21 protein-coding genes and 2 pseudogenes are annotated in these 25,275 nt (G+C 73.1%); 10 read left to right on the forward strand and 13 right to left on the reverse strand.

All coding sequences use genetic code 11. The features are described from left to right. Nucleotides 1–129: 129 nt before the first annotated feature. Nucleotides 130–918, forward strand: coding sequence for an AAA family ATPase (locus ACF07B_RS21875; RefSeq protein ID WP_392180167.1), 789 nt, complete (start codon nucleotides 130–132; stop codon nucleotides 916–918). Nucleotides 919–1,528: 610 nt separating this feature from the next. On the opposite strand, the pseudogene ACF07B_RS21880 reads toward ACF07B_RS21875, so the two are convergent. The 5 genes and pseudogenes from ACF07B_RS21880 to ACF07B_RS21900 form a co-directional block, all read right to left on the reverse strand. Next, nucleotides 1,529–1,951 (reverse strand): annotated as a pseudogene (locus ACF07B_RS21880) (carbohydrate binding domain-containing protein); the annotation flags it as partial. A 576-nt stretch (nucleotides 1,952–2,527) separates the two neighbouring features. Beyond that, nucleotides 2,528–3,355 carry a class I SAM-dependent methyltransferase gene (locus ACF07B_RS21885; RefSeq protein ID WP_392180168.1) on the reverse strand — a complete coding sequence of 276 codons (828 nt, stop codon included), beginning with the start codon at nucleotides 3,353–3,355 and terminating at the stop codon, nucleotides 2,528–2,530. A gap of 100 nt (nucleotides 3,356–3,455) precedes the next feature. Next, the gene (locus ACF07B_RS21890; protein ID WP_392180169.1) at nucleotides 3,456–3,818 is read right to left on the reverse strand and encodes a DUF1330 domain-containing protein; all 363 of its coding nucleotides are present in this window, start codon (nucleotides 3,816–3,818) and stop codon (nucleotides 3,456–3,458) included. Nucleotides 3,819–3,986: 168 nt separating this feature from the next. After that, a complete protein-coding gene (lexA, locus tag ACF07B_RS21895) occupies nucleotides 3,987–4,658 on the reverse strand; it encodes a transcriptional repressor LexA (RefSeq protein ID WP_392180170.1) in 672 nt (223 codons plus the stop codon). A gap of 227 nt (nucleotides 4,659–4,885) precedes the next feature. Then, entirely contained in the window at nucleotides 4,886–5,074 is a 189-nt protein-coding gene (locus ACF07B_RS21900) for a hypothetical protein (RefSeq protein WP_392180171.1), read from the reverse strand. A 98-nt stretch (nucleotides 5,075–5,172) separates the two neighbouring features. Between ACF07B_RS21900 and ACF07B_RS21905 the strand changes: the two genes are divergently transcribed. Next, the gene (locus ACF07B_RS21905) at nucleotides 5,173–6,234 is read left to right on the forward strand and encodes a LuxR C-terminal-related transcriptional regulator (RefSeq protein ID WP_392180172.1); all 1,062 of its coding nucleotides are present in this window, start codon (nucleotides 5,173–5,175) and stop codon (nucleotides 6,232–6,234) included. A gap of 501 nt (nucleotides 6,235–6,735) precedes the next feature. Here the strand turns inward: ACF07B_RS21905 and ACF07B_RS21910 are convergent. Then, the gene (locus tag ACF07B_RS21910) at nucleotides 6,736–8,631 is read right to left on the reverse strand and encodes a BTAD domain-containing putative transcriptional regulator (RefSeq protein WP_392180173.1); all 1,896 of its coding nucleotides are present in this window, start codon (nucleotides 8,629–8,631) and stop codon (nucleotides 6,736–6,738) included. A 410-nt stretch (nucleotides 8,632–9,041) separates the two neighbouring features. Between ACF07B_RS21910 and ACF07B_RS21915 the strand changes: the two genes are divergently transcribed. The 7 genes from ACF07B_RS21915 (at nucleotide 9,042) to ACF07B_RS21945 (ending at nucleotide 16,230) form a co-directional block, all read left to right on the forward strand. Continuing rightward, a complete protein-coding gene (locus tag ACF07B_RS21915; protein ID WP_392180198.1) occupies nucleotides 9,042–10,109 on the forward strand; it encodes a radical SAM protein in 1,068 nt (355 codons plus the stop codon). Next, nucleotides 10,106–10,798 carry an iron-containing redox enzyme family protein gene (locus tag ACF07B_RS21920; protein ID WP_369480546.1) on the forward strand — a complete coding sequence of 231 codons (693 nt, stop codon included), beginning with the start codon at nucleotides 10,106–10,108 and terminating at the stop codon, nucleotides 10,796–10,798. Before ACF07B_RS21915 ends, ACF07B_RS21920 begins: the two co-directional genes overlap by 4 nt. Beyond that, the gene (locus ACF07B_RS21925) at nucleotides 10,791–11,000 is read left to right on the forward strand and encodes an aroma-sacti cluster domain-containing protein (protein ID WP_369480547.1); all 210 of its coding nucleotides are present in this window, start codon (nucleotides 10,791–10,793) and stop codon (nucleotides 10,998–11,000) included. The genes ACF07B_RS21920 and ACF07B_RS21925 overlap by 8 nt, the downstream gene beginning before the upstream one ends. Next, nucleotides 11,000–14,176, forward strand: coding sequence for an AAA family ATPase (locus ACF07B_RS21930; protein WP_392180174.1), 3,177 nt, complete (start codon nucleotides 11,000–11,002; stop codon nucleotides 14,174–14,176). Before ACF07B_RS21925 ends, ACF07B_RS21930 begins: the two co-directional genes overlap by 1 nt. Then, nucleotides 14,173–15,033 carry a S8 family serine peptidase gene (locus ACF07B_RS21935; RefSeq protein ID WP_392180175.1) on the forward strand — a complete coding sequence of 287 codons (861 nt, stop codon included), beginning with the start codon at nucleotides 14,173–14,175 and terminating at the stop codon, nucleotides 15,031–15,033. Before ACF07B_RS21930 ends, ACF07B_RS21935 begins: the two co-directional genes overlap by 4 nt. Beyond that, nucleotides 15,030–15,641 carry a GAF domain-containing protein gene (locus ACF07B_RS21940; protein ID WP_392180176.1) on the forward strand — a complete coding sequence of 204 codons (612 nt, stop codon included), beginning with the start codon at nucleotides 15,030–15,032 and terminating at the stop codon, nucleotides 15,639–15,641. Before ACF07B_RS21935 ends, ACF07B_RS21940 begins: the two co-directional genes overlap by 4 nt. Nucleotides 15,642–15,732: 91 nt before the next feature. Beyond that, nucleotides 15,733–16,230: an NUDIX hydrolase gene (locus tag ACF07B_RS21945; RefSeq protein ID WP_392180177.1), complete on the forward strand. Its 498-nt coding sequence runs from the start codon at nucleotides 15,733–15,735 to the stop codon at nucleotides 16,228–16,230. 134 nt (nucleotides 16,231–16,364) lie between these two features. Here ACF07B_RS21945 and ACF07B_RS21950 read toward each other — a convergent pair whose 3' ends face one another. From ACF07B_RS21950 to ACF07B_RS21975, 6 genes are all read right to left on the reverse strand, one after another. Beyond that, complete coding sequence (locus tag ACF07B_RS21950; RefSeq protein ID WP_392180178.1) at nucleotides 16,365–16,688, reverse strand: hypothetical protein; 324 nt, start codon at nucleotides 16,686–16,688, stop codon at nucleotides 16,365–16,367. A gap of 53 nt (nucleotides 16,689–16,741) precedes the next feature. Further along, nucleotides 16,742–17,863: a glycosyltransferase gene (locus ACF07B_RS21955; protein WP_392180179.1), complete on the reverse strand. Its 1,122-nt coding sequence runs from the start codon at nucleotides 17,861–17,863 to the stop codon at nucleotides 16,742–16,744. Nucleotide 17,864: 1 nt separating this feature from the next. Then, a complete protein-coding gene (locus ACF07B_RS21960) occupies nucleotides 17,865–20,027 on the reverse strand; it encodes a prolyl oligopeptidase family protein (protein WP_392180180.1) in 2,163 nt (720 codons plus the stop codon). Nucleotides 20,028–20,079: 52 nt separating this feature from the next. Further along, complete coding sequence (locus ACF07B_RS21965; protein WP_392180181.1) at nucleotides 20,080–21,666, reverse strand: MFS transporter; 1,587 nt, start codon at nucleotides 21,664–21,666, stop codon at nucleotides 20,080–20,082. Beyond that, nucleotides 21,663–22,859, reverse strand: coding sequence for a radical SAM protein (locus ACF07B_RS21970; protein WP_392180182.1), 1,197 nt, complete (start codon nucleotides 22,857–22,859; stop codon nucleotides 21,663–21,665). The genes ACF07B_RS21965 and ACF07B_RS21970 overlap by 4 nt, the downstream gene beginning before the upstream one ends. A 104-nt stretch (nucleotides 22,860–22,963) precedes the next feature. Further along, nucleotides 22,964–23,239: a hypothetical protein gene (locus tag ACF07B_RS21975; RefSeq protein WP_392180183.1), complete on the reverse strand. Its 276-nt coding sequence runs from the start codon at nucleotides 23,237–23,239 to the stop codon at nucleotides 22,964–22,966. A gap of 315 nt (nucleotides 23,240–23,554) precedes the next feature. Between ACF07B_RS21975 and ACF07B_RS21980 the strand changes: the two genes are divergently transcribed. After that, nucleotides 23,555–24,976: a cytochrome P450 gene (locus ACF07B_RS21980; protein ID WP_392180184.1), complete on the forward strand. Its 1,422-nt coding sequence runs from the start codon at nucleotides 23,555–23,557 to the stop codon at nucleotides 24,974–24,976. A gap of 108 nt (nucleotides 24,977–25,084) precedes the next feature. Here the strand turns inward: ACF07B_RS21980 and ACF07B_RS21985 are convergent. Next, nucleotides 25,085–25,275, reverse strand: a pseudogene (locus ACF07B_RS21985) (hypothetical protein); the annotation flags it as partial.

Genomic DNA, 25,275 nt, shown 5'->3' on the forward strand with positions numbered 1-25,275 from the left:
AACTTCCGGCCGCGGCCCCCTTTCCTGGTCAGGTCCCTCCAGGATGGACAGGACAGTGCGGAGCGTGAGATCACGGCGGGCGCGAGGGAGCGTGCCGTCGTCGACTCGCCACCCGGGCATCCGAAGGACGTGGCGTTGATTCTCGAGGGGCGGGCCGGGGAACGCCGTGTCCTCGAAGGGTTCGTGGGCGAAGTTCGTGACGGGCTCAGCAAGGTGACGGTGCTGCGCGGGGACGCCGGGATCGGCAAGACCGCGCTGCTGGAGTACGCGGCGGCGGAGGCCGCCGACCTGCGTGTGGTCTCGGTGGCGGGGATCGAGTCCGAGAGCGCGGGGTTCCCCTTCGCCGCGCTGCACCGGATGCTCATCCCGCTGGTGGACGGACGGGACGGCCTGGACGCGCTCAAGCACTCCGGCGCGCTGCCTCCCACCCAGCTCGACGCGCTGCGTGTGGCCTGCGGACTGGCCGACGGCCCGCCGGCCGACCGGTTCCTCGTCGGGCTCGCGGTGCTGACGCTGCTCGCCGAAGTGGCCAGGAAACGCCCGGTGCTGTGCTGTGTCGACGACATGCAGTGGCTCGACGACGAATCGCTGGGCGTCCTGTCCTTCGTGGGCCGACGGCTCCACGCCGAGGGCGTCGGTCTGCTGTGCGCGGCCCGCAGCGGTTTCGCGGTGCCCGCGGGGCTGCCGGTCATCGAAGTAGGAGGTCTGGCGGACGACTTCGCCCTGGAACTGCTGCGCGAGGCTGTCCCCGGTCAGCTCGACGCCCGGGTCGCCGCACGGATCGTCACCGCGACGTCCGGGAACCCCCTGGCGCTGGCCGACCTCGGAGAGGAGCTCTCCGCCGAGCAGCTTTCCGGCGGACTCGCCCTGCCCGAACCGCTGCCTTGGTCCGCGGGCTCGACAGGCCGCCCGTCCTGATCGGCCACTCCGCCGGCGGCGCCTTCACGCAGGTCCTGCTCGACCATGGCTACGGCGCGGCCGGCGTCGCCATCAACTCCGCACCCACCGAGGGCGTATCGGTGGTGCCCCTGACGCAGGTGAGGCCACCTTTCCGGTGCTGAAGAACCCGGCGAACCATCACAAGGCCGTCGGCCTCACCCATGACGAGTGGCACTAGGCGTTCACCAACACGTTCACGGAGGAGGAGTCCCGCGCGCTGTACGAGCGCTAAGCGGTCCCCGCCTCGGGCCGCATCCTGTGGAACAGCGTGCTGGCCAACCTCCAGCCCGGCCACCAGGACATCTGGGTGAACTATCACAACGACGACCGCGCGCCGCTGCTGTTCCTCTCCGGCGAACTCGACCATCTGATGCCGCCCAAGGTCCAGCAGTCCAACGCCCGGCACTACAAGTCGGACACCGTGACCGAGGTGAAGGCGTATCCAGGCCGACCGCACCTCATGCCGGCCTCGCCCGGCTGGGAAGAGGTCGCGGACCACGCCCTGTCATGGGCACTTGAGCACGCCATCCGCCAGCCGGAAGCGAACGGCCGGACCGGCTGGTGCGCCGCCGCACGAAAAGCTCTAGGCGCCTCCGCCGCCACGGGGCCCGTCCAGGGTGATGTCATCGGCGTAGTACGTGCCCTGTGCGTACCAGCCATGCACGTAGACCGTCGCGCTGGTCTGGGAGGCCTTTGTCGTGAAGGAGACGGTCAGCCGCCTGTATCCGGAGGGGGAAGTGATCCAGGTGGAGGCACCGCCGTTCACACCCAGGTAGACGTTGGAGCCGCGGACCCAGCCGCTGAGTGAGTAGGTGGTGTCCGGCCGTACGGTGATGGTCTGGTCGCACTGCGCGGTGTCGCTCGAACTCACCTTCCCCTGGAGGGCCTTGGAGCCCGCATGAACCGGGGAGGAGACGATCGAGCCCAGGTCGCCGGTGCACCTCCACGGCGAGAGGCCGCCCGACTCGAAGCCGGGGTCGGTCAGGACGTCGGCGGCGCCGGCCGCGCCCGGGGCGACCGACGTCGGGGCCGCCGACGCGCTCGCCTCGGGTGCGGCCCGGGTGGCGTCGGTGCCGCTGGGGATCAGGAGGGAGCAGCCGAAACCGATGACGGCCGCCGCGACGACCGCGATCACCACGGCTGCCCGGCGCTGTCCGGGCCCGAGACGCGGGCGGCCCACGGAATGCGGCGGGCGGGCGTCGCCGTCGGGTGCGGGAGGTTCCTCCGTCGTGCCGCCGGGAACAGACGGGAGTTCCTCCGTCTCGCCGCCGGTCCGGGTGGGTGGGTCGGGTGCGGCCGCGGTGTCGTGGCCGCGGTAGTCCTTGTCCTGGCGTATCTCGTCGAGCAGCTGGGCCAGCGCGTCGGTGCGGCGCGCGCGCAGCACGCGGATGGGCTCCAGCGCGGGGTCGTCGTCCGACGAGTCGGACGCGGGCGTTGTGGGCACGGTGCTCTCCTTCCGTCCCGTGGTGGAGACCTGGGCTGTCCCTCGTGACTTGATACGCAACGCCCGCTCCGGAGGTTCAGCCGGTGTCGGCGCCTGGGGAGCCGCACGGTTGCCGCCGACTCGGCAGGTCCTTCCCCACCGGGCTCACTCGGCGCGCTGGCCGACACGGAGGACGCTCAGGTAGCGACGTGATACCCGGTCGCCCATTCGCGTGCGGATACGTTCGGCGATCGCGTCGAGCAGGGGCTCCCGGACGTCGCGGTCGAGCCTCCGGTACAGCGACGTCGAGCGAAGAAGATCGGCGAAGCCTTCGCCGTCGCACCACTGAACGGTCGGGTACCAGCGCACGGTCGTCGGGCCGAACAACTGGCCGGGATCTTCCACCAGTCCCCAGCCCTCGTCGGTGGTGCGTACGGCGTTCTCCAGCGGCGGATGACCCCAGTCGGGGTTCCCGGGACAGAACCGCTCGTGCAGATCGGCGGTCTCGGCGTACACCTCCGGCTCTCCCGTCCGGCGGACGACGACGTTGCCGAGCAGGGCCATCCAGCCTCCGGGGCGGAGCACCTCGTACGCTCGCCGCCAGCCGGTCGACGGGTCGACCCAGTGCCACGACGACGCGGCCACAATGGCGTCGAAGCGTCTTCCGCCGTCGTCCCACTCCTCGAACGTCGACGTCTCGACCTCGACATTGCCGAAGGCGGCGATCCGCCGGCGAGCGAGTGCCGCCATGTCCGCGCCCGGCTCGACAGCGGTCACCGAGCATCCGAGCGCCGCCAGCGAGCGCGTCGCCTGACCGGTGCCGCAGCCCACCTCCAGCACCGACGACCGCCCGTCGATGCCGGTGACCGTGACAAGGTCCGCGAACAGCGCGTCCGGGTATCCCGGCCGGACCCGGTCGTACAGCTCCGGCACCTCGTTGAACAGCCGGCCGAGATCATGCCGGGCGGGGCGCGTTTTCGGGTCATCAGCCACGAGCGCACAAACTATGCGGCACGTCCGAGGGAACGCCACCTGGTCGGGCGGGCGGCTCGTGGGTGGCGACACCGGTGAGCTCGCTCGGGCGGCCGCGGGATCACGTGGTCGACCGGCCCGCTCGGCCGGCTTCCGCTCGCAGGGTGCGGGCCCGCTCGGCCGGGTCGTAGTCCGGACCGACGCCCTCGATCAGCACCAAGTCACCCTCCACATGATCGGTACGCAGTCTCAGGATGGCCCGGTAGGCGGGAGAGTCGTACCAGGCACGGGCCTCGGCCAGGCCGGGGAACTCGATCAGCACCATGCTGCCGGGCCACGTACCCTCCACCACGTCGACCGGCGGACCGTGGATGACGAAGCGGCCGGCGAAGGGGTCGAGGGTTGCCTGGATGCGCTCCAGGTACTCGATGATGTCGGAGTGATTCCGGCGGCTGCGGAGATGAGCGAAGCCGTAAGCGGGCACGACGGGACCCCTTTCGTTCCGGGAAGGTGAGCGATGACCGGAACGTAGCCCAGGGTCCTCGGCCGGTGCGATTACCTCAGGGGTAATGGCCGGGCGCCCCGTCGAGGACACGCACCGAGACCCGCGCCCGCGCTTCCACCGAAGCGGCCCCCTCAGGGACCCCCCGCTCTAGAGCAGGCGCAGGACGCCGACCACCTTGCCGAGAATGCGCGCGCCGTCGCCGGAGATCGGCGCGAAGGACGCGTTGCGCGGCATCAGCCACACCTGGCCGTCCTGCCGGTGCAGGACCTTGATGGTGGCCTCGTCCTCCAGGAGAGCGGCGACGATGTCGCCGTGCTCGGCGCTGTCCTGCTTGCGGACGGTCACGATGTCGCCGTCACAGATCGCCGCGTCGATCATGCTGTCACCGGAGACCGTCAAGGCGAACAGCTCGCCCTCGCCGACCACCTGACGGGGCAGGAAGTAGACGTCCTCGACCATCTCGTCGGCGAGCAGGGGCGCTCCGGCCGCGATCCGTCCGACGAGCGGCACCTCGGCCGGCTTCGAGCTCCGGGCGGCGAGCTCGGGGGCCCAGGAAGGGCGCACACGGTAGGCGCGGGGACGGTGGGGGTCGCGGTAGAGGACACCCTTGTGTTCCAGTGCGCCCAGCTGATGGGCGACCGAGCTGGTGCTGGAGAGCTCCACGGCCTGGCCGATCTCCCGCATCGACGGCGGGTAGCCCTGCCGGGCCACCGACTCCGTGATGTAGCGGACGATGGCCGCCTGGCGGGCGGTCAGCTCACCTTCGACGGTCTGTACGCCCGGGGGACGTCCCCGGCGTACTGGCGTGCTGTTCTCCATCCCCCGGCCCCTCCGTGCAAGATCCTCGCGGAACCCGACCCTAACCCGCCATCCCGTGCATATGGAACGCCGGGATCGGAAATGCGGGCCGCCGGGACGCGGAACGGGCTTTCGACAGCCCTGCCGAGAGTGCCTGGCGTCCTGACAGGCGTCCCCGCCCGGCGTCCTGCGCGACGGGATCGTGAGGGCCGGTCGCCGACGGGCCTCGGCACGGGGCCGCCGGCACGTCACCAGTGCGGGGTGGGGACGGTCGGCGAGCCGTCGTCGCCCTCGCGCACCGGGCGCGGGGGCTGATCGAGGATCTCGCGCGCCGTGGCGCCGGCGCCACCGCCTCGGTGCCGCCGGGCACGCACCCAGTGGCCGAGCACGGTGAAGCGCTCGAAGAGCATGACGAATGCGCCTTTGGCCGGTTTCACAGTGATTCCTTCCAAGAGGGTCTGGGAAACTCCATCGCACATCTGAACAATGGACACAGCAGCGGCTGCTGAGGTCTCGTGGCTGATGAGGGGGCTGGGTGGGCGGCATCGGTGAGGACGGCACGGTTCCGGTCCCGCGTACGGCGGCGGGGTGGCCGTCGCACGAAGCGCGGTTGTCCGAGGAGGCCGTCCGGGTGTTCCGGTGGGTGAGCGACCAGGGATCGTGCGACGCGCGGACGCTGGGCGCGACGCTGGGGCTGCCGGAGAGCCGGGCGGCCTCGGCGGTGGCGACGCTGACCGAGCTCCTGCTGCTGCGCCGCCTGCCCGGGAACCCCGACCAGTTCGTGGCGATGGCGCCGGACGCGGCCCTCGCCGCGCTCGTCGCGCCGCGGGAGGCCGGGTTGCGCCGCCAGCTCGCCGAGATCGATCGGCTGCGGGCAGAGCTTTCCCTCCTCGCGCCGTTCTATGCGGAAGGCCGGCGGCAGTGGCAGGGGCGGGCTCCGCTGACGGAGATCACGGACCTGAAGACCGTCGTGGGAATGATCACCGAGGCGACCATGCGCTGCCGGAAGGAGGTCCGCACCTGTCACCCCGGCGGCGGCCGTTCCCCGGCGCTGCTGGAGCAGGCGTTCGTCCAGGACCGCGACATGCTGCGCCGAGGCATACGGATGCGCACCCTGTACCAGCACACCGCCCGCTACCACCTGCCCACGCAGGAGTACGCGCGGCGGATGACCGACGAGGGCGCCGAGATCAGGACCCTGAGTGAACTCTTCGGGCGCATGGTCGCCTTCGACGGCGAGACGGTGTTCATCCCGCACCAGGACGACCTGGACGCGGCCATCGTCATCCAGGAGCCGTCCACGGTCTCCTACCTCTGCGCGACCTTCGATCACGCCTGGTCCCTGGCCGAGCCCTATCACCCCGCCTGGACGGAGAGTTCGGCGCGGGACGAGGTGAAGCAGGCGATCGTCCGGCTGCTGGCCGAGGGTATGAAGGACGAGATGGTGGCCCGGCGGCTGGGGATGTCGCTGCGCACCTGCCGCAAGCACATCGCCGAGATCATGGAGCAGTTGGGCGCGGCCAGCCGCTTCCAGGCCGGATATCTCGCCCGGGTGCAGTCCTCCGGTCCGGCCTCGGCGACGACGGCCGGAACCTGAGCACCCTGCCGGGGCGAGCCTCGGGCGGCAGAGGGCCGGGCGACGTGCACTCGCCGGTGCCCGCGCCTGCCCGGGTGCCGATGCCTGTCCCGTTCTCGATGTCGATACCCGTCCCGGCGCCGATACCCGTCCCGGTGCCGGTGCCGGTGCCGGTGCCGGCGCCGGTCCCGGTGCTGGCGCCGGTCCCGGTGCTGGTGCATGCCCCTGTTCCGGAGCCTGCCCCGGCGCCGGGGCCCGAGCCGGTGCCGGCGCCGGGGCCCGAGCCGGTGCCGGTGCGCGAGCCGGTGCCGGTGCGCGAGCAGAGTCGGCTTCACTCGCCACGACGCGTGAGCCTCCCCAGCACGGCCGTGGCCACCGTCGTCGGCCCGCTGCTCCGGCTCCCAGGGCATCGCGGACTCGGCCCGGGGGCAGTCGTTCGCGTCAGGTGGCGCCGAGGCGCGGCGCCTTGTCGGCCGGCCCGGGCGGGCCCCGCGTACCACCGCCTGATCCGAACGGCGGGCCCTAGCACCGTTCTCCCGACGCGGCCGCCTGCTCGCGCGCGAACAGCAGGGTCAGCCAGGGCAGTTCGTAGCGCACCGCCTCCGGGGCCGCCTCCATGTGCGCGGTCACCTCGGGCAGGGACGGCGGTGGCAGGACGCCGACGTCGATCAGTTCCTCCAGAGAACGCTGCGCGTCCCGGCCGGCCTGGCCCAGGACGCCGGCGGCGGCCGGGAGGGTGAAGGAAGCGTCCGGCAGTGCGGCCAGAGCGTGGAGGGAGTCCCGGGCGGGAGCGGGCAGCCGCCCCCAGGCCCCGGCGAGACGGGCGCGGACCCCGAGGCCTCCGGACGCGAGTTCGTCCAGGGCCTCCAGAGGATGTTCGAGGCGGTCCGCGTACTGGCCGAGCGGCATGTGGCGCAGCACGGACAGGCGGTTTCCGGCCGCTCTCAGCGCGAACGGGAGGAACCCCGTGGCGGCGACGACCCGTTCTGCCGCCGCGCGCTCGGCGGCCAGCCGGGGCCGCCCGATGACGGTGCCGAGCAGGTCCAGTGCCTCCTCGGGGGACAGCGGCGGGAGTTCCACCCGGTGCGCGCACTCCAGACAGGGCAGCCGGCCGCGGGAGGTGACCAGCGCGGCGGCGCTGCCCGACGGCGGCAGCAGCGGGGCGAGGGCGGTGGCGTCGGGTGCGTCGTCCAGGAGCAGCAGGATGCGGCGCCCGGACAGCCACGTGCGCCAGACGGTGGCAGCCTCCTCCCGGTCGGCGGGCAGCCGCTCGGTGCACCCGAGGGATCGGGCCAGCTCGGCCAGTACCGAGGCCCAGGGGCGTGTCGAGCCGTCCTCCGCGCACAGCCGGGTGGCGACCACGCCGTCGGGGTAGCGTCCGGCGAGGCGGTGCGCGATGTGGACGGCGAAGGCCGACTTGCCGACGCCGACCGCGCCGGTGAGGAGGACCGGGGGGCCGCCCACGGTCTCCAACTGTGCCTGTACGGCGTCCAGTTCTCCTGCGCGTCCGGTGAAGTCGGCCAGGTCCGGCCGGAGCAGCAGCCGTGACGCGGCGGGGCCGCCGCGCGGCCGGGACGGGGCCATGTCGTCCAGCAGCGAGCGATAGGCGCCCCGGAGCGCCGCACCGGGTTCCAGGCCCAGTTCCCGGGACAGCCGCTGACGGCAGTCGTCGTAGGCGGCCAGCGCCTCCGTTCTGCGGCCCACCTGATGCAGTGCGGTGAGCTGGGCGGCGCGCAGCCGCTCCCGCAGCGGGTGGCGGCCGACCATCTCGTCCACGGTGTCCGCGACCGGGCCCGGGTCCCCGATCTCCAGCTGCGCTTCCGCCCAGGCCTCGTAGACGGCCAGGCGCCGGGCGTGCTGGCGTTCGACGGCGGCGCGCAGCACGTCGGCCCGGGGCGCCAGGTCGCTGAAGGGGTCGTGACGCCACAGGTCCAGCGCCCGGCGGTACGTACGGGCGGCGTGACTCGGCGCGCCGGCGCGCGCCTCGGTGTCGCCGCGCCGGGCGAGTTCGTCGAAGCGCAGGGTGTCGCATTCCTCGGCGGTCACGTGCAGTACGTAGCCGCCGGGACCGTGGCTCAGCCGGTCCAGGTCGTCGGGGTCGAGCACGCGGCGCAGGACCGACACGTACGCCTGGAGGTTCTTGCGGGCCGTGCGGGGCGGGTCGTCCGGCCAGAGGGCGTCGGTCAGTTCCTCCACCGACACCGGCGTGTTGGGGCGGGTGAGCAGGACCGCCAGGACGAGGCGCTGCTTCAGCGGTCCGAGCGCGAGCGGCAGACCGCCGCGCGAGGCCCGCAGTGGGCCGAGGAGGGTGAGCCGTAAGGGGGCGGCGGCGGTTTCCCCGCCGATTTCACCGGCCGGCTCTCGCGGAATTCCGGGAGCCGATGCCATGCCGCGGCTTTCCGTGAGCGCTTCGGCCATCTCGCCCCCTCAGCCCCTTCCCCAGCCGGTGTCGTCGGAGGTCTGACAGAGGAAGGGAATTCTGTGCACGAAAGCCTCCGAGGAGCGGCAGGGGGTGAGGGGAATCCGCGAGGAGCCGTGAACCCTTCGGGAATTCGGTGGAATTCCTTCGGCCTTCACAGGATGCGCACCGGCCGGTTCCGGGGCCATGGACTCGAGGATGGCTCAAGGTGCATGCAGCAACACACCCGCCGGGATAAAGAGCGAACAAGCGTACCAATCTCCGCGAATCGACCGACCGTGCCATGGCCTGCCCCCACGGCCGGTCCGCCCCGGGCCGCGTACCGGCTCCGAACCGTCCGCCAACCACGACCGAACCGGTGCCCCGCACGCTGAGCCCGCACGTCCCGGTGGCCTACGGAGGTGACGCGATGCGGCTGGCCGAGATCATCGAGCTCCGTCCGGTACCGGCGGCCGGGCTCCTCGCCACCCTCACCAGGCGCTGCCCGCTGAGCTGCGCCCACTGCTCCACCTCGTCGGGGCCGCGCGGCGAGGACACTCCGGCCGACGCGCTGCGCCGCTTCGTCGGCGGCTTCGCCCCCGACGACCGTCCGGAGGTCCTCATGCTCACGGGGGGCGAGCCGCTGCTGCGGCCCGCGCTCGTCGCGGACCTCGCGGCGCTCGCCGCGGCGGCCGGAACACGTACGTCGGTACTGAGCGGCATGTTTTTCGCCGCCGACGGCCGGGTGCCCGCCCGCATCCTGCGCGCCCTGCGGCACGTCGCCCACTTCTCGGCGAGCATCGACGTGTTCCACGAACGTGAAGTACCGCGCGCCGCGGTCTTTCGCGCGATGCACCGCATCAGGGAAAGCGGAATCGACGTGAGTTTCCACGTGGCGGGAACACCGGCGGACGACGCCTATCTCGCGGACGTCACCACGTCCATTCGTACGGAATTCCACGACCAGGCGGCCGTCCTGGTCAATCACATCCGGCCGGTGGGGCGGGCGGCGGGCTGGGCGTCCGCGCGAACCGTCCCGTTGCCGGGCGCCGCGGACGAGGGTTCCTCCGAGCCACCCCCGGCACCGTGCGCCATGGCCGCCTGGCCGACCGTGGCCTTCGACGGCACCGTCGCGGCCTGCTGCAACCAGCGTGTGGTGGACGCCCGCCCCGTACCGGAACACCTGCGCCTGGGGCACATCGAGCAGGACGACTGGGCCGCGATCCGGCGCCGCTGCCAGGCCTCGCCCGTGCTGCGGACCATCCGTACCGCCGGGGTCGGATCGTGCGCGGACTGCCGGAGCCTGGCCCGGCGGCCCGCGGCCCTGGACGCGGCCGAACGGTCCGGCGCGCGCCCCGCGGCCGGTGCGATGGACGCGCTCGGCGCCCGGCTCCAGCACGACGCGGGGGCCGCCTCTCTGCTGCGACGGTACGGAAGCGACCGGTACGCACCGCTCGTCCTGCTCGGCGGCCCCGGAAACGAGGAGGTGTCCGGGTGAGCCCGTCGGCCCTCGCGCGCCTGCGCCTCGAACTCTCCCTCGTGCAGCCCGTGCTGTGGGCCGCCACCGCGCGCATGTGGCACACCGACGCCGGGCTCCCCGGCCGCTACCGGCGCTACCTGCGCGCCATGCACCAGGTGATCCGCGCCTCCGTTCCGCTCATGGAGCGGGCCGCCACCCGCTGCGAGGCACGGCCGCGGGACCCCGTGGCACGCCCCCTCGCGCGGTACCTGCGGGCGCACGCCGAAGAGGAACGAGGCCACGACGACTGGCTGCTCACCGACGCCGCCGCGACCGGGACGACGCCGGACGAGCTGACCGGCACCGTGCCGCCGGCCCATGTGGCCGCCCTGGTGGGAGCCCAGCACTACTGGATCGAGCACAGTCATCCGGTGGCCCTGCTCGGCTACATCGCGGTACTGGAGGGCAACGCCCCCGCGCCCGGCCTATCCGGCCGGCTGGCACGCGAGACCGGACTGCCGCCGGCCGCCTTCGAGACCGTACGCCTCCACGCGGACCTCGACGACGGGCACAGCGCCGACCTGGACCGGCTGTTGGAGCGGCTGCCTCTGGACGCCGCTCAGCGTTCCCTGGTCGCCGTAAGCGCGCTGCACACGGTCGCCTCTCTCGCCGAGCTGTTCGACCGCATCACCGCGGCACCAACCGAAGGGGAGAGCACCGATGACTGACTCCGCACCCGATCACGAGCGTCTCCGCGCGCTGGAGGACGCCGGGTTCCCGCTGCACAGCCTCTCCCCCGAGCAGCGAGAGGTGCTCCAGGACCTCAGCGCGCAGGAGTTGACCCTGCTGCTGGACCTGAAGCAACGGCTGGACGCGGCCGAGCCGGAGGTGCAGGCGCACAGCGAGATCGCCGGCGGAGCGCTGTTCTGATGACCGCGGCGATGACCGGCGGCACGCGCATGAAGTGCCCGCAGTGCCCCGAACCCCCGCCGGACGGCGCGGCGTTCTGCCCCCGGTGCGGAACCGCGTGCGTCGCCGCGGGCGACACGGCCACCGCCGAGGAGCGCCGGGTGGTGACCGTGCTCTTCTGCGACCTCGTCGGGTCCACGGCCCTGTCCGGACGGCTCGACCCGGAAACCCTGCGCACGGTCACCCTCCGGTACTTCGCGCTGATGCGGGCGCGGATCGAGGAACACGGCGGCACGGTGGAGAAGTTCATCGGCGACGCCGTGATGGCCGTGTTCGGGGTGCCCGTACGTCACGAGGACGACGCCCACCGGGCACTCGCCGCCGCACGCGGCATGGTCACCGGCCTCAACGGGCTCAACGCCGAACTGGAGCGCGAGCACGGCGTGCGCCTCGCCGTCCGCATCGGTGTGAACACCGGCGAGGTGGTCGTGAGCGTCGACCCCGCAGCACGGCAGGCCCTCGTCTCCGGCGAGGTCGTCAACATCGGGGCCCGGCTCGAACAGCACGCCGGCGCGGGGGACATCCTCATCGGCCCCGCCACGCTGGACGCCGCCGGCCCCTCGGCGGTCACCGAGTCGGCGGGATCGCTGTCCCTCAAGGGAGTCGGGGCACCTTTCCCGGCCCACCGCCTGGTCGCCCTGCACGAGGACGACCCGGAACGGGTACGCCGCTTCGACACGCCCTTCATCGGACGTGAGCAGGAACTGGCCGAACTCCGCCTTCTGTCAAGCAAGTTGAAGACGGACCCACGTTCGTACCTGGTGACCGTCTACGGCGAGGCGGGCCTCGGCAAGACGCGCCTGCTGCGCGAGTGGCTGCGGGACTGCCCGGCGTACGGCGAGGGCCGATGCCGCCCCTACGGCGAGTCCGGCTCCCTGTCGCCGCTCGCCGAAGCGGTACGCCAGGTGCTCGCCGCCGTCGGCGAGGACAGGGCCCTTGCCGCGCTGCCGGCCCCCGAGCGGACGGAGGCGGAACAGGCGCTGCGCCTGCTGCGGACCGGCCTCCTCGCGGACGGCACGCCCAGCCCTTCGGCGGACGACACCCTCATGGCCCTGGCCTGCCTCCTGGACGCGCTCTCCCGTGAGCGGCCCGTGGTGCTGGTGCTGGACGACTGTCACTGGGCGTCCGGGCCACTGCTCGACCTGGCGGACCGGCTGCTCGACGAACTCGACCGCTCCCCCGTGGCCCTGGTGTGCGTCGCACGCCCCGAGCTCCTGGAGACCCGTCCCGGCTGGGGCAGCGGGCGGATGCGGTCCGCGTCGCTGCTGCTCACACCCCTCACCCGGGAGGAGGCCGCCGCTCTCGCCGGGGAACTGGTCGAGGTGGCGGCCCACCGGCAGGACGTGCTGGAGGGCGCGCTCGACCGCGCCGAGGGCAATCCCCTGTACCTGGAACATCTGACGGCGATGGCCGCCGAGTGCGACGACCTGCCGCTGACCGTGCACGCCCTGCTCGGCGCCCGCATCGACGCGCTGCCGCCCGAGGAGCGGACGCTGTTGCAGGTGGCCGCCGTCCTGGGAAGGGAGTTCCAGCGTGCCGACCTGACCGAACTGGCCACCGCCGAGGAGCCCGGAGACCCGGCGGAGTCCCCCGGCGGTCTGCTGCGCGGCCTCGTACGACGGCGGCTCATCGAGTCCGGCGGCCGCTCCCGGTCCACCGGGTCCGTCCTCCGGTTCGGCAGCGCGCTGGTGCAGGAGACCGCGTACCGCGGGATGGCCAAGAAGGTACGTGCCCGGCGCCACGAGCACGCAGCCCGGGTCCTCGTCCGCCACGACGCGGGCGACGCCGCCGTCGGCTCCCATCTGGCCCGCGCCCACCGTCTGCTCACCGAACTGGGCATCCACGACGGCGACACCGACGCGTTGCGCACGCGCGCCGCCGCCCTGCTCACCCGGGCCGGGGCCGCCGCGCTGGCCCGCTCCGACCTGCCGTGGGCCGACGACCTGCTCACCCAGGCCCTGGACCTGGCCGCTCCCGGCGAGCCCATCGCCCGCGCGGCCGCCCGCCGGCTCGGGGAGACGAAGGCCGCCCGCGGTGAGCCCGAGCGCGGCCGGGAACTGCTGGCGGACGCGCTCGACGCGGCGGACCGGGCCGGGGATCCGCTGGAGGCCGCCCACGCCCGGCTCGCGCTGACCGCGCTCGACCCCCGGCACGGTTCGGCGGCCGAGGTGGCGGAGGCAGCGCTCCCGCTGTTCGCCCGGGCGGGCGACGACCAGGGCATCGCCCGTGCCTGTGTCCGTATCGCCCAGGACCGTCAGCGGCGCGGACTGCACGCCGAGGCCGAGGAACTGCTCCACCGAGCCTTGGAGCACGCCGACCGTGCCGACGCCGAACCCGAACGGGCGCTGGCACTCGGCGCGGTCGGCATCTCCCTGTGGCGCGGACCCACCCCGGTCGCGCGCGCCGTCGGGCGCTGCGAGGAACTGCTGTCGGCCCACGGCGCCGGCCGGCCGACCGTGCGCGCCACGCTGGGCTGCCCGCTCGCCGTGCTCCTGGCCCTGCACGGCCGGCACGAGGAGGCGCACGAGCGGCTGACCGAGGCGGCGCGCCTGGCCCGTGGCCTCGGCTACGCGGAGAGCGCGTTGTTCATCCCGCTGTTCGCCGCGGAGGTCGAGGCCTTGAGCGGTACACCGGCCCGCGGTCTGACCCTGCTGGAGGAGGCGGAACGCGCGGGCCGCGGACTCGGCGCCACGGGAGCCCTGCCCGGCATCGCACGGGAGCGGGCGCGGATCCTGCTGGACCGAGGAGAACCGGCGCACGCGCTGGCCCTGCCGGACCCCGAGCGGTCCGCCCTGCCTCCGGCGGAGTCCGCCGACGCGTACGGACTGCGGGCACGAGCCCTGGCAATCGCCGGGGACCCGGACCTGGCGCGGGCCTGCGCCGACCGGGCCGTCGCCGCGGCCGCTGAGACGGACTCCCCGGTCGTACGGGGCACCGCGGCCCTCGACCTCGCGCACACGCTGCGCACCCTCGGCCTGACGGCGGACGCGGCACGGGAGGCTGACAGGGCGCGGGAACACTTCGCCGCCAAGGGGCACCGGCCGGGCACGGACCGCGCGTCCGTGTTCGCCGACGAGACGACGGCCACGGTCCGGGGCGCGGAACGCCCGCCCGGACGGGAAGGCAGGACCGGATGACCACAGGAACGGCGGGAGGGCTCACCTGGAGCCTGCGTGACCGCTCCCCCGAGGACCTCACGATGCTCGCCGACACGGTGCCGGACCTGCCCGCCGATCCCTCGGAGTGGTCGGACGGCGCTGGGGTGCGGGTGTGCGTGGTCGACACCGGGGTCGAGTGCGGCCACCCCTCGGTCGGCATCGTCCAGGGCTCCTACGCGGTGGCCCCCGCCCCCGACGGAGGCCTGCATGTCGTCGACAGCGGCCGGTTGCCCGACGGCGCCGGCGACGGCTGCGGGCACGGAACGGCCTGCGCCGGCATCGTCCGGCGCGTGGCACCGGACTGTGAGCTGTACAGCGTGCGGGTGCTGGGCGAGGGCTTCACCGGCACGGGCGAAGCACTGCTCACCGGGCTGCGATGGGCCGTCGACCAGGGTTTCGACGTGGTCAACCTCAGTCTGTCCACGACCCGTCCGAAGTTCCTCGAAACGCTGCGGGCGCTGGCCGACCAGGCGTTCTTCACCGGGACCACGCTCGTGGCGTCCGCCCACAACACACCGGTGGAGAGCTTCCCCTGGCGGTTCTCGTCCGTCATCTCGGTCGGTACGCACCGCGAGGACGACTCCGGGCTGTTCCTCTACAACCCCGCGCCCCCCGTCGAGTTCTTCGCACCGGGCCAGAACGTACAGGTGGCCTGGACGGGCGGCACGACCATCCGCACCACGGGCAACAGCTTCGCCACCCCCTTCATCAGCGGGATGTGCGCACGCCTGCTCGGCACCCACCCGAAGCTGACACCGTTCCAGATCAAACACGCGCTCTACCTCTCCGCCGCGAACGTGCGCATCGGCGAACCCGGAACCCGAGGTGAATCATGAGCCAGTCCCCCGGCCTCGTCCCCGCCACAGGCGGGGGCCCCACGACACGCGTCGGCAGTGCGGAGCACGATCTTCTGCAGTCCGTCGTCGACACCGCGCGGGCCATCTTCGGCGCCGCGGCCAGCTCCGTTCTGCTGCACGACCGGGACACCGACGAACTGGTCTTCCAGGCCGTGGCCGGGGAGGGAGAGGACTCCCTCGTGGGCTCGCGGTTCCCCGCCGGCCGGGGCCTGGCGGGCTGGGTGCTCGTCTCGGGCGAGCCCATGATCGCGGACGACCTCCGGGAACAGAGCATGTTCGCCAAGGACGTCGCGAAGTCGACCGGCTACGTGCCGGACGCGCTGATGGCGGCGCCGCTCGCCCACCACGACCGGGTGCTCGGCGTCCTCGAAGTGCTCGACCCCGCCGAGCAGTCCCGTTCCAGCCTCTCCGAACTCGACCTCCTGGCCCTCTTCGCCCGCCAGGCCGCGGCAGCCCTCGCCGTCATCGCCGACCGGCGCCACGAGGAGTCGCCGTCGGCGGTACGGGCGCGAGGCCTGGAGCTGGTCGCGGCGCTACGGGACGTTCTGCTCGAAGGAGCTCCGCCACAGGCCTCTCACGAGGGGTGAGGCCCGGGGGCTGCCGCACATCCTCCATGCGCCATACCGCGGATCTCCGTCCCACCGGGACGTGCCGTTGCCGTTGCTCTAACGTCGGCACATGCGGAAGCAGTTGAGAGTGGCGGCCTACGCCGTGTGCGTGCGGAACGGGACGATGCTCCTCGCGCGCTGGGTGTCGAAGGACGGCAGCAGGCGCTGGACGCTCCCCGGCGGAGGCATGGACCACGGCGAGGACCCGTACGACACCGTGATCAGGGAGGCCGAAGAGGAGACCGGGTACGCGATCGAGCCCGTGGCGCTGCTCGGTGTCGACTCGCAGCGGCACGCCTATCCGCGCCGCCTCGGCGCCACCGCCGACTTCCACAGCCTGCGGATCGTCTACGAGGCCCGGGTCACCGGCGGCGAACTGCGCCACGAAACGGACGGCTCCACGGACATGGCGGCCTGGCACCCGTTGGAGGAGGTACCCGCACTGGACCGGGTGGGGCTCGTCGACGTCGGGCTCACACTCTGGCGGGAGCGGCCGGCGGTCGGTCGCGCCCCGGGAATGCCCGAGCCGGCTCCCGCGCCCCTACCCGGCGGGGTGAACAGGGAGTGACCCTCTCCCCTCGGCCTGGAGAGCACAGAGTCTTTACGAGGCACTCGCTGAGGCCCTGCCCCGCCCGACGACGGGCAGGCGTCCTCTTCATGATGCTCCGCGACGGAAGCTTCCACGATCCCCAGCCCGCCAGGTCAGGCTGAATCGCCGAGAACACGCCGTGCTTCAACCCACAGTCGCTCGAACTCCGCCGCGGAGATCTCGGCTGCCCCTGGCTGGTCCTGCCAGCCGTCCATGGGACCTTCGGCGAGAACTCCGTACTGCCGTTCATAGCGGAACATCGCCGCTAGATCCCCATGATCACGCAAGTACAGAACCTCCTCCAACGAGGCCGCCGTCACCGGTCGTGAGTCCTGCCCTCGGACCTCAACCTGTCGCTCCGCCCAGCCATCGTCAGCGGCCTCGAAATACAGCCACAGATCTTCGTCCTCGTAGTAGGTACGGAACCAGGTCGTCATGCCGCCATCCTCACCCACGCCCTTGACCAAGCAGGTGAGGGCGGCCTCCGGGATCAGTGTGCCGCCGATTCCACGGCGTCGGATGCGCGGGTTTCGCTCTTGCCGTCGGCTAGCAGGCCGCCTATCTCCTGTGCGCGTGCCCGTAGTTCAGGATCGTGAGCAGTCGCCTCGACCGCGGCCCGCAGGTCCGCGGCGGGTGCACCCGGCTCCGGCAGCCTGCGGGCGACGCCGGCGCGCAGGCAGTCGGCGGCGAGGACCTGCTGCTCCGATCCGTTGGGCGCGACGAGGAGCGGCTTGCCGCGCAGGAGGGCGGCGAGTACGGGGGCGGAGGTCGCGTTCGTCAGGACCAGGTCGGCCCGGTCGACGAGCGGGCCCATCCAGGGGCGACGGCCGACGACCAGGTCGGCGTCTGCGTCGGCCTCGGGGGCACCGGAGCGACCCAGTTCCACGACGGCCCGGTAAGTACCCGACGTGAAGGCCGCGTTGAGCCGCGGCCAGAGGGAAGCGCCGCCGAAGGTCCGTCCGAGATGGACGTAGACCAGGGGCTTGGAATCCGGCAGCGGTTCGGTGGACGGGGGCTCGGGCTCCCACCAGCAGGGGCCGACATGTCGTACGGCTGGGGGCAGTTCGGCGCCGGCCGGTTCCACAACGGGGTGGCCGCGCAGCAGGAACGTGGTGCCGAGCAGCGGGGTGTCGGGGTGGCGGTCGTGCCGTGGCGCGAGGCCGACAGCCTCTCGTAGCGCTTGATAGTGCTTCAGGGTCTCCGTCAGCCGCCACGTGCGGTCGTGCGTGTCCACCGGGCCGGCGCCTCCGGAGCGGTAGGGCCACAGGTGTGCGGCGAGTCCGAGCACGACCACCGGCAGGCCCGCGGCCTCGGCGGCCACGAGCGCGCCGTGGCAGAGCACGGAGGTGACCAGGACGTCGGGCCGCAACCGCCGCACCGCCCGCGCCACTTCGGTGTACTGCTCGGGGCCGCGGACCGTCCAGCAGGCCACGGACAGGGCCCTGTCGTCGGTGACGGCGGACACGTCCAGGCCTGCCACGGTCACCACCGGCGCGGCTCGCGGCCCGGCGAGGACGTGCACCGTATGGGCGCGGCGGCGCAGTTCGCGGCCCACCGCGAGGGCGGGGTACAGGTAGCCCGGGTCGTTGAGCGGGCACAGCAGCACGTTCATGTCAGCCGTCCCCCGGCAGTGGAAGGCCCAGGTGGTGGGCGAAGAAGGCCATGACGTCGGTGTAGAGGCGGGCACTGCGCGAGGAGGCGCGGGCTCCGTGTCCGACGCCGCTCTCGGTGCGCAGCACGACCGGCGCGTGACCGGTGCCGGCCCATTGCAGGGCGGCGCACATCTTGCGGGCGTGCGCGGGGTCGACGCGGGTGTCGCCGTCGAAGACGGCCAGCAGCACGGCCGGGTAGGGCGCGCCCTCGCGGACCTGGTGGTAGGGCGAGTACGACAGGAGCCGGGCGAACTGAGCGGGGTCCGTGGCGCTCCCGTACTCGTCGCGCCAGCTCGCCCCCATTCCCGACAACTCGTAGCGCACCATGTCGAGCAGGGGCGCCGCGCAGACCACGGCCGCGTAGGTCTCGGGACGGCGGGTGAGCGCGGCGGCGGCCAGCAGACCGCCGTTGGAGCTGCCGAGGACGCCGAGCCGGGCGGGCGCGGCCCATCCGTCATGGAGTAGTTGGTCCGCCGCGGCGTCGAAGTCGTCGAAGGTGTTGTGCTTGTGCTCACGGCGCCCGGCCCGGTGCCACTCTTCCCCTTCTTCTCCCCCGCCTCGCACACAGGCGACCGCGTACACCCCGCCGGCGCGCACCCAGGGCACGGCCTGTGGGGTGAAGCCGGGGGTCATCGAGGTGCCGAAGCCGCCGTAGCCGGTGAGGACGGCGGGGCGGGGTCTGTCGGGGCGGCCCGTGGGGGACATGACGAACATGCGCACCTCGGTGCCGTCACGGGAGCGCACGACCTCCTGGGTGACGTGCACACCCTCGGCGGGGGCCACCGCCGGGGAGGGACCGGGCCAAAGGGTCAGGCGTCCTGCGGCGGCGTCGTAGTGCAGGACGACAGTGGGTGTGATGTGGTCCGTGTAGGCGAACCAGAGTTCGTGGCCCGGCTTTTGACGTGAAGTCAGGGACGTGATCGTCCCTCGTCCGGGCAGGGGTACGGTCCCGGTGCGGGCGCCGGTCCGGGCATCGTGCAGGGTCAACTCACCGACCGCGTGCCGGGTTCGGACGACCGCCAGCAGCGGCCGGTCCAGTGCCGGGCCGTCGAGGACCGCGAAGTCCTGGAGTACGGTGCCGGGTTGCTCGGCGACCAGCGTGCGCCACTGGCGTGGGTCCGCCGGGCACGGATCCCCGGCGTCGCGAGGAACCGCGGCGTCGCGAGGAACCGCGGCTATCCGGCCGCGCGGGGCGCCCGCCGTGGTCCTCAACAGCAGCGGTCCCGCACCCGGCCTGAGACGGACGGCGGTATGGCCGTCGGCGGCGTGCTGAAGCCGGCGCAGGTCGGGCCGGTCTGGTCCGGTCCTGGTCAGGTCGGCGGTCCACAGGTCGGTGCGCGGGGAGGTGCCCTCGCTGGCGCCGACGACCAGGAGCCGGCCGTCGGGGGCGGTGGCGACGGTGTAGTACTGGGTGTCCGACCGTCCGGCCCCGAAGATCTCCACGTCCTCGTCGGCCGGTGTGCCGAGCCGGTGCAGATACACGCGGCGACAAGGTCCGGCTCCGGCGCCCCTGTACCCGGAAGGCAGCCGGCGTACGTAGTAGAAGGCCTGGCCGCCGGGCAGCCAGGCCACGGGGGAACGGCGGACCCGGTCCACGGGCCCGTCGACCGTCTCGGCCGTCGCCGTGTCGAGCACGCGCAGCACCGAGTGCTCCGTACCGCCCGAGGAGAGCTGGACGGCCACGCGGTCGCCCTCCCAGGATGGTTCCCAGGCGTCGAGGACCGTCGTACCGGACGGATCGATGCCCAGCGGATCGAGCAGGATCCGCGTCCGGCCCGCCTCGCGGACCGCCAGTACGGCGAGTTCGCGCCCGGGTTCCCGACGCGTGTGGAACTCCCGCCCACCGCGTACCACCGGCGGACGGACGCCAGCCCCGTCGAGCAGCGCGGCCATCCGCACGAACAACGCGTCCCGGGCCGGCCAGCGGGCCTCCTCCTCGGCATAGAGCAGATCCTGAGCGGCGCACCACGCTGCCGTGGCGGGGTCCTTCGGATCCTCCAGCCAGCGGTAAGGGTCGGCCACCCGCCGTCCGTGGACGATCTCCTCCGGTCCGCTGCGGGGGGCCGGCGGGTAGGTGTACGGGGCGGGCGCCGGCCTGGCGTCGCGGGGCGGGGACTGGGTCATCGCGGCGCTCCAGGGGGACGGATCACGTCGGTCGCCTGTGGATGGGTGAGGCTCAGGTGTCACCGGTGCCCGGGCGCCGCGCGGGGGCCGCCGGAGAGGGGTCCTCGGGCTCGGAGCCGCCGGGCGGGGTCGGTGCGCCGTGTGCCTCGACCTCCGGCCTGTCGGTGTGGCCGGCGCCGGCAAGAGCCGGAGCTTCCGGGAAGGAAGGGGGAGATGCGGCGACCTCGAACTCGGGCAGGTCAGGGAGACGGGCGGCGTCGGCGGGACCGGCGGCGGTCTTCGCGTCGCCTGTCACGGTGTCGAGCCCAGTCTTCCTCCCGTCGCCCGCGCCACTGTCGCGTCCGGCCTTCTTCGCGTCGCCCGCAAGGCCATCGGGGCCGATCTTCTTCGCGTCGCCCACTACACCGTCGGGGCCGGTCCTCTTGGCGTCGTCGGCCACGGCGTCGAGGCTCGTCTCGCGCAGCAGCGGCACCGACGACACCACCGTGACGACCGCCGCTGTTCCGGCGAGTGCCAGCCAGGTGTGGCTCGACCCAAGGGAGTCCACGAAGGAGCCCGCGAGAAGCGGTCCGAGGGAGGCGAGACCGGCCATGACCAGTCCGGTGGCGGTACTGACCCTGCCGAGCAGGTCCCGCGGCGCGAGCACCAGCATCGCGCGGCCCACGACAATGCCGGCCGGTGGACTGAAGAAGACGACCACGACCAGCACGGGGCCGATCGTCCAGGGGTGCGTGGTCGCGGAGAAGACGGCGAGGCCGATCGCCCAGACCGTGCCGATGAGCAGGAACAGACGGGCGGCGGTGATCCTCTTGATCAGCCATGGAGCCGCGGCGGCGCCCAGCATGGCCCCGATGCCCGCGCAGCCCATCACCGCTCCGATCGCCGTGCCGCCGGCGCCGCTCTGCCGCAAGGAGACGACCATGGTCGTCTGGGCCGCCGCCGACACGACGTTGATGCCGGCGGCGAACAACAGGGCTGCCAGAAGGGCCCGTTGGCCCGTCAGCCACCGCAGCCCGGCCGTGAGCCGGTCGTCGCGGCCGGTGCCGGCGACGAGACGAGGGGGTTTGGTGGCGATGCGCAGCAGCAGAACGGCGGACACCCCGTAGGAGAAGGCGTCGGCGGCGAACGGCAGCATCGGGTCCATCGTGTACAGCCAGCCGCCGAGGAACGGGCCGATCAGCGAACTCGTCGCCATGGCGGCCTGGCTGCGGCTCAGCGCGTCGGTGAGGTCCTTCTCCGGCACCACGTCGCGCACGGCGATGGTGGCCGCGGGCGCGAAGAGCGCGGTGGCCGCGCCCTCGACCACGGCGACACCGAGGAGGTGCGTCTGTCCGAGGTCTCCCAGCGCGGACACCAGCGGAATGCTGGCGAGCGCCACGAGTCGTACCAGATCGGTCCCGACCATGATCATTCGCCGGTCGAGGCGGTCGGCGAGATGGCCCGCCGGCAGGCGCAGCAGGGTCCGGGTCACCAGCGAGCAGGTCGCGACCGTTCCGGCCTGTGCGGCGCTGCCGCCGATGGACAGGACGAGCAGCGGGAAGGCGAGCAACGACAGTTGTGAGCCGAGGGTGGACAGCGTCGTACTGAGCCAGTAGCGGCGGAAGTCGGCGTTGGTCCGCAGAATGCCGGCGCTCTTCATCCCAGCCGTCCGACGGCGTGGAGGCGGTCCAGGACTCCGGCGTCGACCCGGTCCTGGAAGACGGCACGGACGGCGGCTTCCTCGTCGTACTGGTAGTGGTCGTGGCAGCTGACCCAACGGCCCTTCGTCTGCTCGGCGTCGAGATAGCCGTCGGTGATGGTGCCGACCTCCATACCGGGCTTGCCGGCGGTCTCCCAGCAACTGGCCAGAACACCATCGGCGTTGACGACCGCGCCGTAGCGGCCGTCGGCGAAGGAGCAAGCCTGGCAGGGGACATGGGCACGCGGACGGGCCACCGTGAAGCCGAGTTCCAGGGCGCGGGCGTGCCAGCGGACGAAGTCGTCGACCAGGCCGTTCTCGTGCATCAGGTTGTTCGCGTAGCCGACGCCGACGTCGCCGACGCGGGCGAAGTGGATGCCGCAGCGGGCCGGATCGAGGTGTGCGCCGAGCCGTTCGACCAGGTCGTCCACGCCGTGCCGGTTCAGGTGCGAGACGTTGACCCGCAGCATCCAGCGCAGGGACGTCTTCTCGATGGCGCGCGCGATGTTGGAGACGATGACATCGAAGGTGCCGCCTCCGGAGCGGCGTACCCGGATGGCGTCGTGGTCGGCCCGGTCGCCGTCGAAGGTCACCTGTACGGAGCCGAGGCCGGCCGCGTTGAGTTCCTTGGCGATCAGGGGGGTGAGCAGGGTGCCGTTGGACGTCATCGACGCGGTGAGGGCGCCGAGTTCCCCGGCCCTGGTCAGCAGGTCGCGGCAGCCTCGCGGGTTGAGCAGCGGCTCGCCGCCGAAGAGCAGCAGCGCCAGCTTGTCCATGCCGGCCGCGGCCATGCGCTCCCGGGTGAAGTCCAGGACCTGTCCGACGGCTTCGGGGGTCAGCCGGGCGTGCTGGATGCGCGGCGGCCTGCTTCCGCCCTTGGGGTCCTGCGCGGTGTTCTGGAAGCAGTAGCCGCAGCCGAGGTTGCAGTCCGTGCTGGTGAGCACGGTCAGCGAGTACGAGGTGTAGGGCTGTACGTCGTACAGGCCCGCCTCGCGGAGATGGCGTTCGGCGGAGGGCCGCAGGGTGCCGTCGGCCTCCACCTGGCCGGGACGCATCAGCGCGTATCCGCCCGCGCCCAGGAACCACCACCCCCTGTCGGCCTGGATCAGACGGGCCCCGGCGGCGGGGACGGCGACGGACTGCGTACCGGGCACGGCAACCTCCGGAGCGGTGACGGGAGTTGGAGGGCGGGCGCGGCCCGGGCGCGGCGGCGTCAGGCGCCGCCGCGACCGGGAGGACCGCGCCGGGGGTGAGCCGATCAGGCCTGGTGCTCCTGGTGGACGACGCACCAGGGGGTGTCCTCGCCCTCTTCGGAGTGGGCGATCACCTCGGGCTCGTCGACGGCGGACTCCTGGTGCACGCCGCACCAGGCGACGTTCGAGGCGGCGTGCGCGACCACTTCCGGCTCGTCGACGGCGGACTCCTGGTGCACCCCGCACCAGGCGACGTTCGACGCGGCGTGCGCGACGACCTCGGGAGTCTCCTCCGCCGGGGTCTCGGTGGTCTCCTCGTTGGGCTCGACGTTCTCGGCCATGATGGTCCTCCATACGACGGGCGTTCGGGACGACGGACGGCAGCGGTGCGCCGACCGGCAGGAAGCTAGGAGGAGGAGGTTCGACACCGGTTCACCGCCGGTTGGGCGACGGTGAAATCCCTGGTGGGCGCGTCGGCTCGGCCCATGGCGGCCGGCCGGAACCGAGACGGGAGGCCAGGCATCCCGGGGGTGGCGCCGGCGAGGCGGCCCTCGGCGGCCGCATACCGGAATCGGACCGGGCGCGAACCGGCGGTCAACCGGCCGTTCCTACGGTGGCCGCCGCACGCTCCGCGACCGCGAGAGGACGCCTCACGTATGGACACCGAGCACGTCGTCACGGCCGCACCGTCCGCTCCGCCCGCACTGTCCGCGCCGTCCGCGCCGTCCGCGCCGCCGTCCGCACTGTCCGCGCCGTCCGCGCCGCCGTCCGCACTGTCCGCGCCGTCCGCGCCGCCGTCCGCACTGTCCGCGCCGTCCGCGCCGCCGTCCGCACTGTCCACTTCGCCCGCACCGTCCACTACGCCCGCACCGACAGGACGGCCGCGGTTGCCGGAGCCGCTCGGGGCCGCGTTCCTGGCTCGTCCTGAGGAGACGCTGGCCGAGATCCGGGAGACGTGTCCCGTGGCCCGGATCAGGACGCCCGCCGGACGGCCCGCCTGGCTGGTGACCCGTGCCGAGGACGTGCGGGCCGGGTTTCTGGACTCCCGCCTCTCCTTGAGCGGAGGCCACGTTCCCGACCCTGGCGTGCGCCGACGCGCCCTGGACGTGACGCTGGTCAACTACGACCCGCCGAACCACACACGGATCCGCCGCCTGGCGACCCCGGCCCTCACCCCGGCACGCATGGCCGCCCACCGGGGGCGCATCGAGCGAGCCGCCGGGGACCTGCTCGACGCGGCGGACGCGGCACGGGGGCAGGGCCCGCTGGAGCTGATGGACGCCTTCGCGCGCCCCTTCGCCTTCCGGTCGCTGTGCGAGGTCTTCGACGTGCGTGAGGAGGAGCGGGCCGCGCTGTACGAGCCGGTGGCGCTCCTCGCGGACAAGGCGGGCTGCTCCATCCGCGCCGTCGAGGAGAGCGTGGCCCGCATCGACGCGTTCGTCCGCGGCGAGATGACCCGCCGCACCGCGGACCCGGGTGACGACGTCGTCTCGCGCGTCCTCGCGGCATGGCGCCACCAGGGCGGCGCGACCGAGGACGAGGTCGCCTCCCTCCTGGCGATGCTCCTGCTGGCCGGCTTCGACAGCACGGTGCAGGCGATCGGCATGAGTGTGGTGGCGCTGCTGGGCCACCGCGACGTACAGGACTCCCTGCGGGACGAGCCGTCGCGGATTCCGCGCGCGGTGGACGAGTTGCTGCGCTGGGACACCCCGGGCCCGTTCAGCACCAAGCGGGTGGCGCTGGAGGACGTCCGGTTCGGGAACACGGTCATTCCGGCGGGCAGCGGTGTCCTGCTCTCCGTGGCGGCGGCCAACCACGATCCGCGCTGCCATGCCGACCCCGGCACACTGGACCCGGACCGCGACACCGCCGGCCGTCACCTGACCTTCGGTCTGGGGCCGCACTACTGTCCCGGATCGGCACTGGCCCGCCTGGAGCTCACGGTGGCCCTGACCGTCATCCTCGGCCGCTGGCAACGGCTGGAGCCGGCCGTGCCGCTGAACGAACTGGCCTGGGGCGGCGGCTATCTGCACCGACGCCTGGCGGCGCTGCCTGTCCAGCCCGGCAGTCGGGCCTGAGGCGCGGCGGAGCCCCCGGCCGGCCATTCCGGACCAGATGCCGCCGTCCGGCTCCCTGCGCGGCTCGGCGCGGGGGGCCGGATGACGGGCCCACCGCGCCGTCGGTGCTCAGCGCAGCCAGCTGTGGTCGCGGACGAAGGGCAGCTTGGCCCAGAGCCTGCCCGCGCCCAGCGTGTCGCCGGCGGCGACGGCGGCCAGGACGACCAGGGCGACGGCGTAGATCACGTGATAGTCGACGAACGGGTTCGTCGACATGCTCGGCGAGCCGTCCGAGAGGTGCTTGGCCGGCGGCCACTCGG

Source organism: Streptomyces sp. NPDC015532, assembly GCF_043078065.1.
Lineage (GTDB): Bacteria > Actinomycetota > Actinomycetes > Streptomycetales > Streptomycetaceae > Streptomyces.

Coding starts and splice junctions, on each gene's coding strand:
- ACF07B_RS21980 (WP_392180184.1), top strand. CDS start 23,555: ATGGACACCGAGCACGTCGTCACGGCCGCACCGTCCGCTCCGCCCGCA.
- lexA (WP_392180170.1), bottom strand. CDS start 4,658: ATGGAGAACAGCACGCCAGTACGCCGGGGACGTCCCCCGGGCGTACAG.
- ACF07B_RS21945 (WP_392180177.1), top strand. CDS start 15,733: ATGCGGAAGCAGTTGAGAGTGGCGGCCTACGCCGTGTGCGTGCGGAAC.
- ACF07B_RS21960 (WP_392180180.1), bottom strand. CDS start 20,027: ATGACCCAGTCCCCGCCCCGCGACGCCAGGCCGGCGCCCGCCCCGTAC.
- ACF07B_RS21910 (WP_392180173.1), bottom strand. CDS start 8,631: ATGGCCGAAGCGCTCACGGAAAGCCGCGGCATGGCATCGGCTCCCGGA.
- ACF07B_RS21915 (WP_392180198.1), top strand. CDS start 9,042: ATGCGGCTGGCCGAGATCATCGAGCTCCGTCCGGTACCGGCGGCCGGG.
- ACF07B_RS21950 (WP_392180178.1), bottom strand. CDS start 16,688: ATGACGACCTGGTTCCGTACCTACTACGAGGACGAAGATCTGTGGCTG.
- ACF07B_RS21925 (WP_369480547.1), top strand. CDS start 10,791: ATGACTGACTCCGCACCCGATCACGAGCGTCTCCGCGCGCTGGAGGAC.
- ACF07B_RS21975 (WP_392180183.1), bottom strand. CDS start 23,239: ATGGCCGAGAACGTCGAGCCCAACGAGGAGACCACCGAGACCCCGGCG.
- ACF07B_RS21935 (WP_392180175.1), top strand. CDS start 14,173: ATGACCACAGGAACGGCGGGAGGGCTCACCTGGAGCCTGCGTGACCGC.
- ACF07B_RS21930 (WP_392180174.1), top strand. CDS start 11,000: ATGACCGCGGCGATGACCGGCGGCACGCGCATGAAGTGCCCGCAGTGC.
- ACF07B_RS21940 (WP_392180176.1), top strand. CDS start 15,030: ATGAGCCAGTCCCCCGGCCTCGTCCCCGCCACAGGCGGGGGCCCCACG.
- ACF07B_RS21955 (WP_392180179.1), bottom strand. CDS start 17,863: ATGAACGTGCTGCTGTGCCCGCTCAACGACCCGGGCTACCTGTACCCC.
- ACF07B_RS21965 (WP_392180181.1), bottom strand. CDS start 21,666: ATGAAGAGCGCCGGCATTCTGCGGACCAACGCCGACTTCCGCCGCTAC.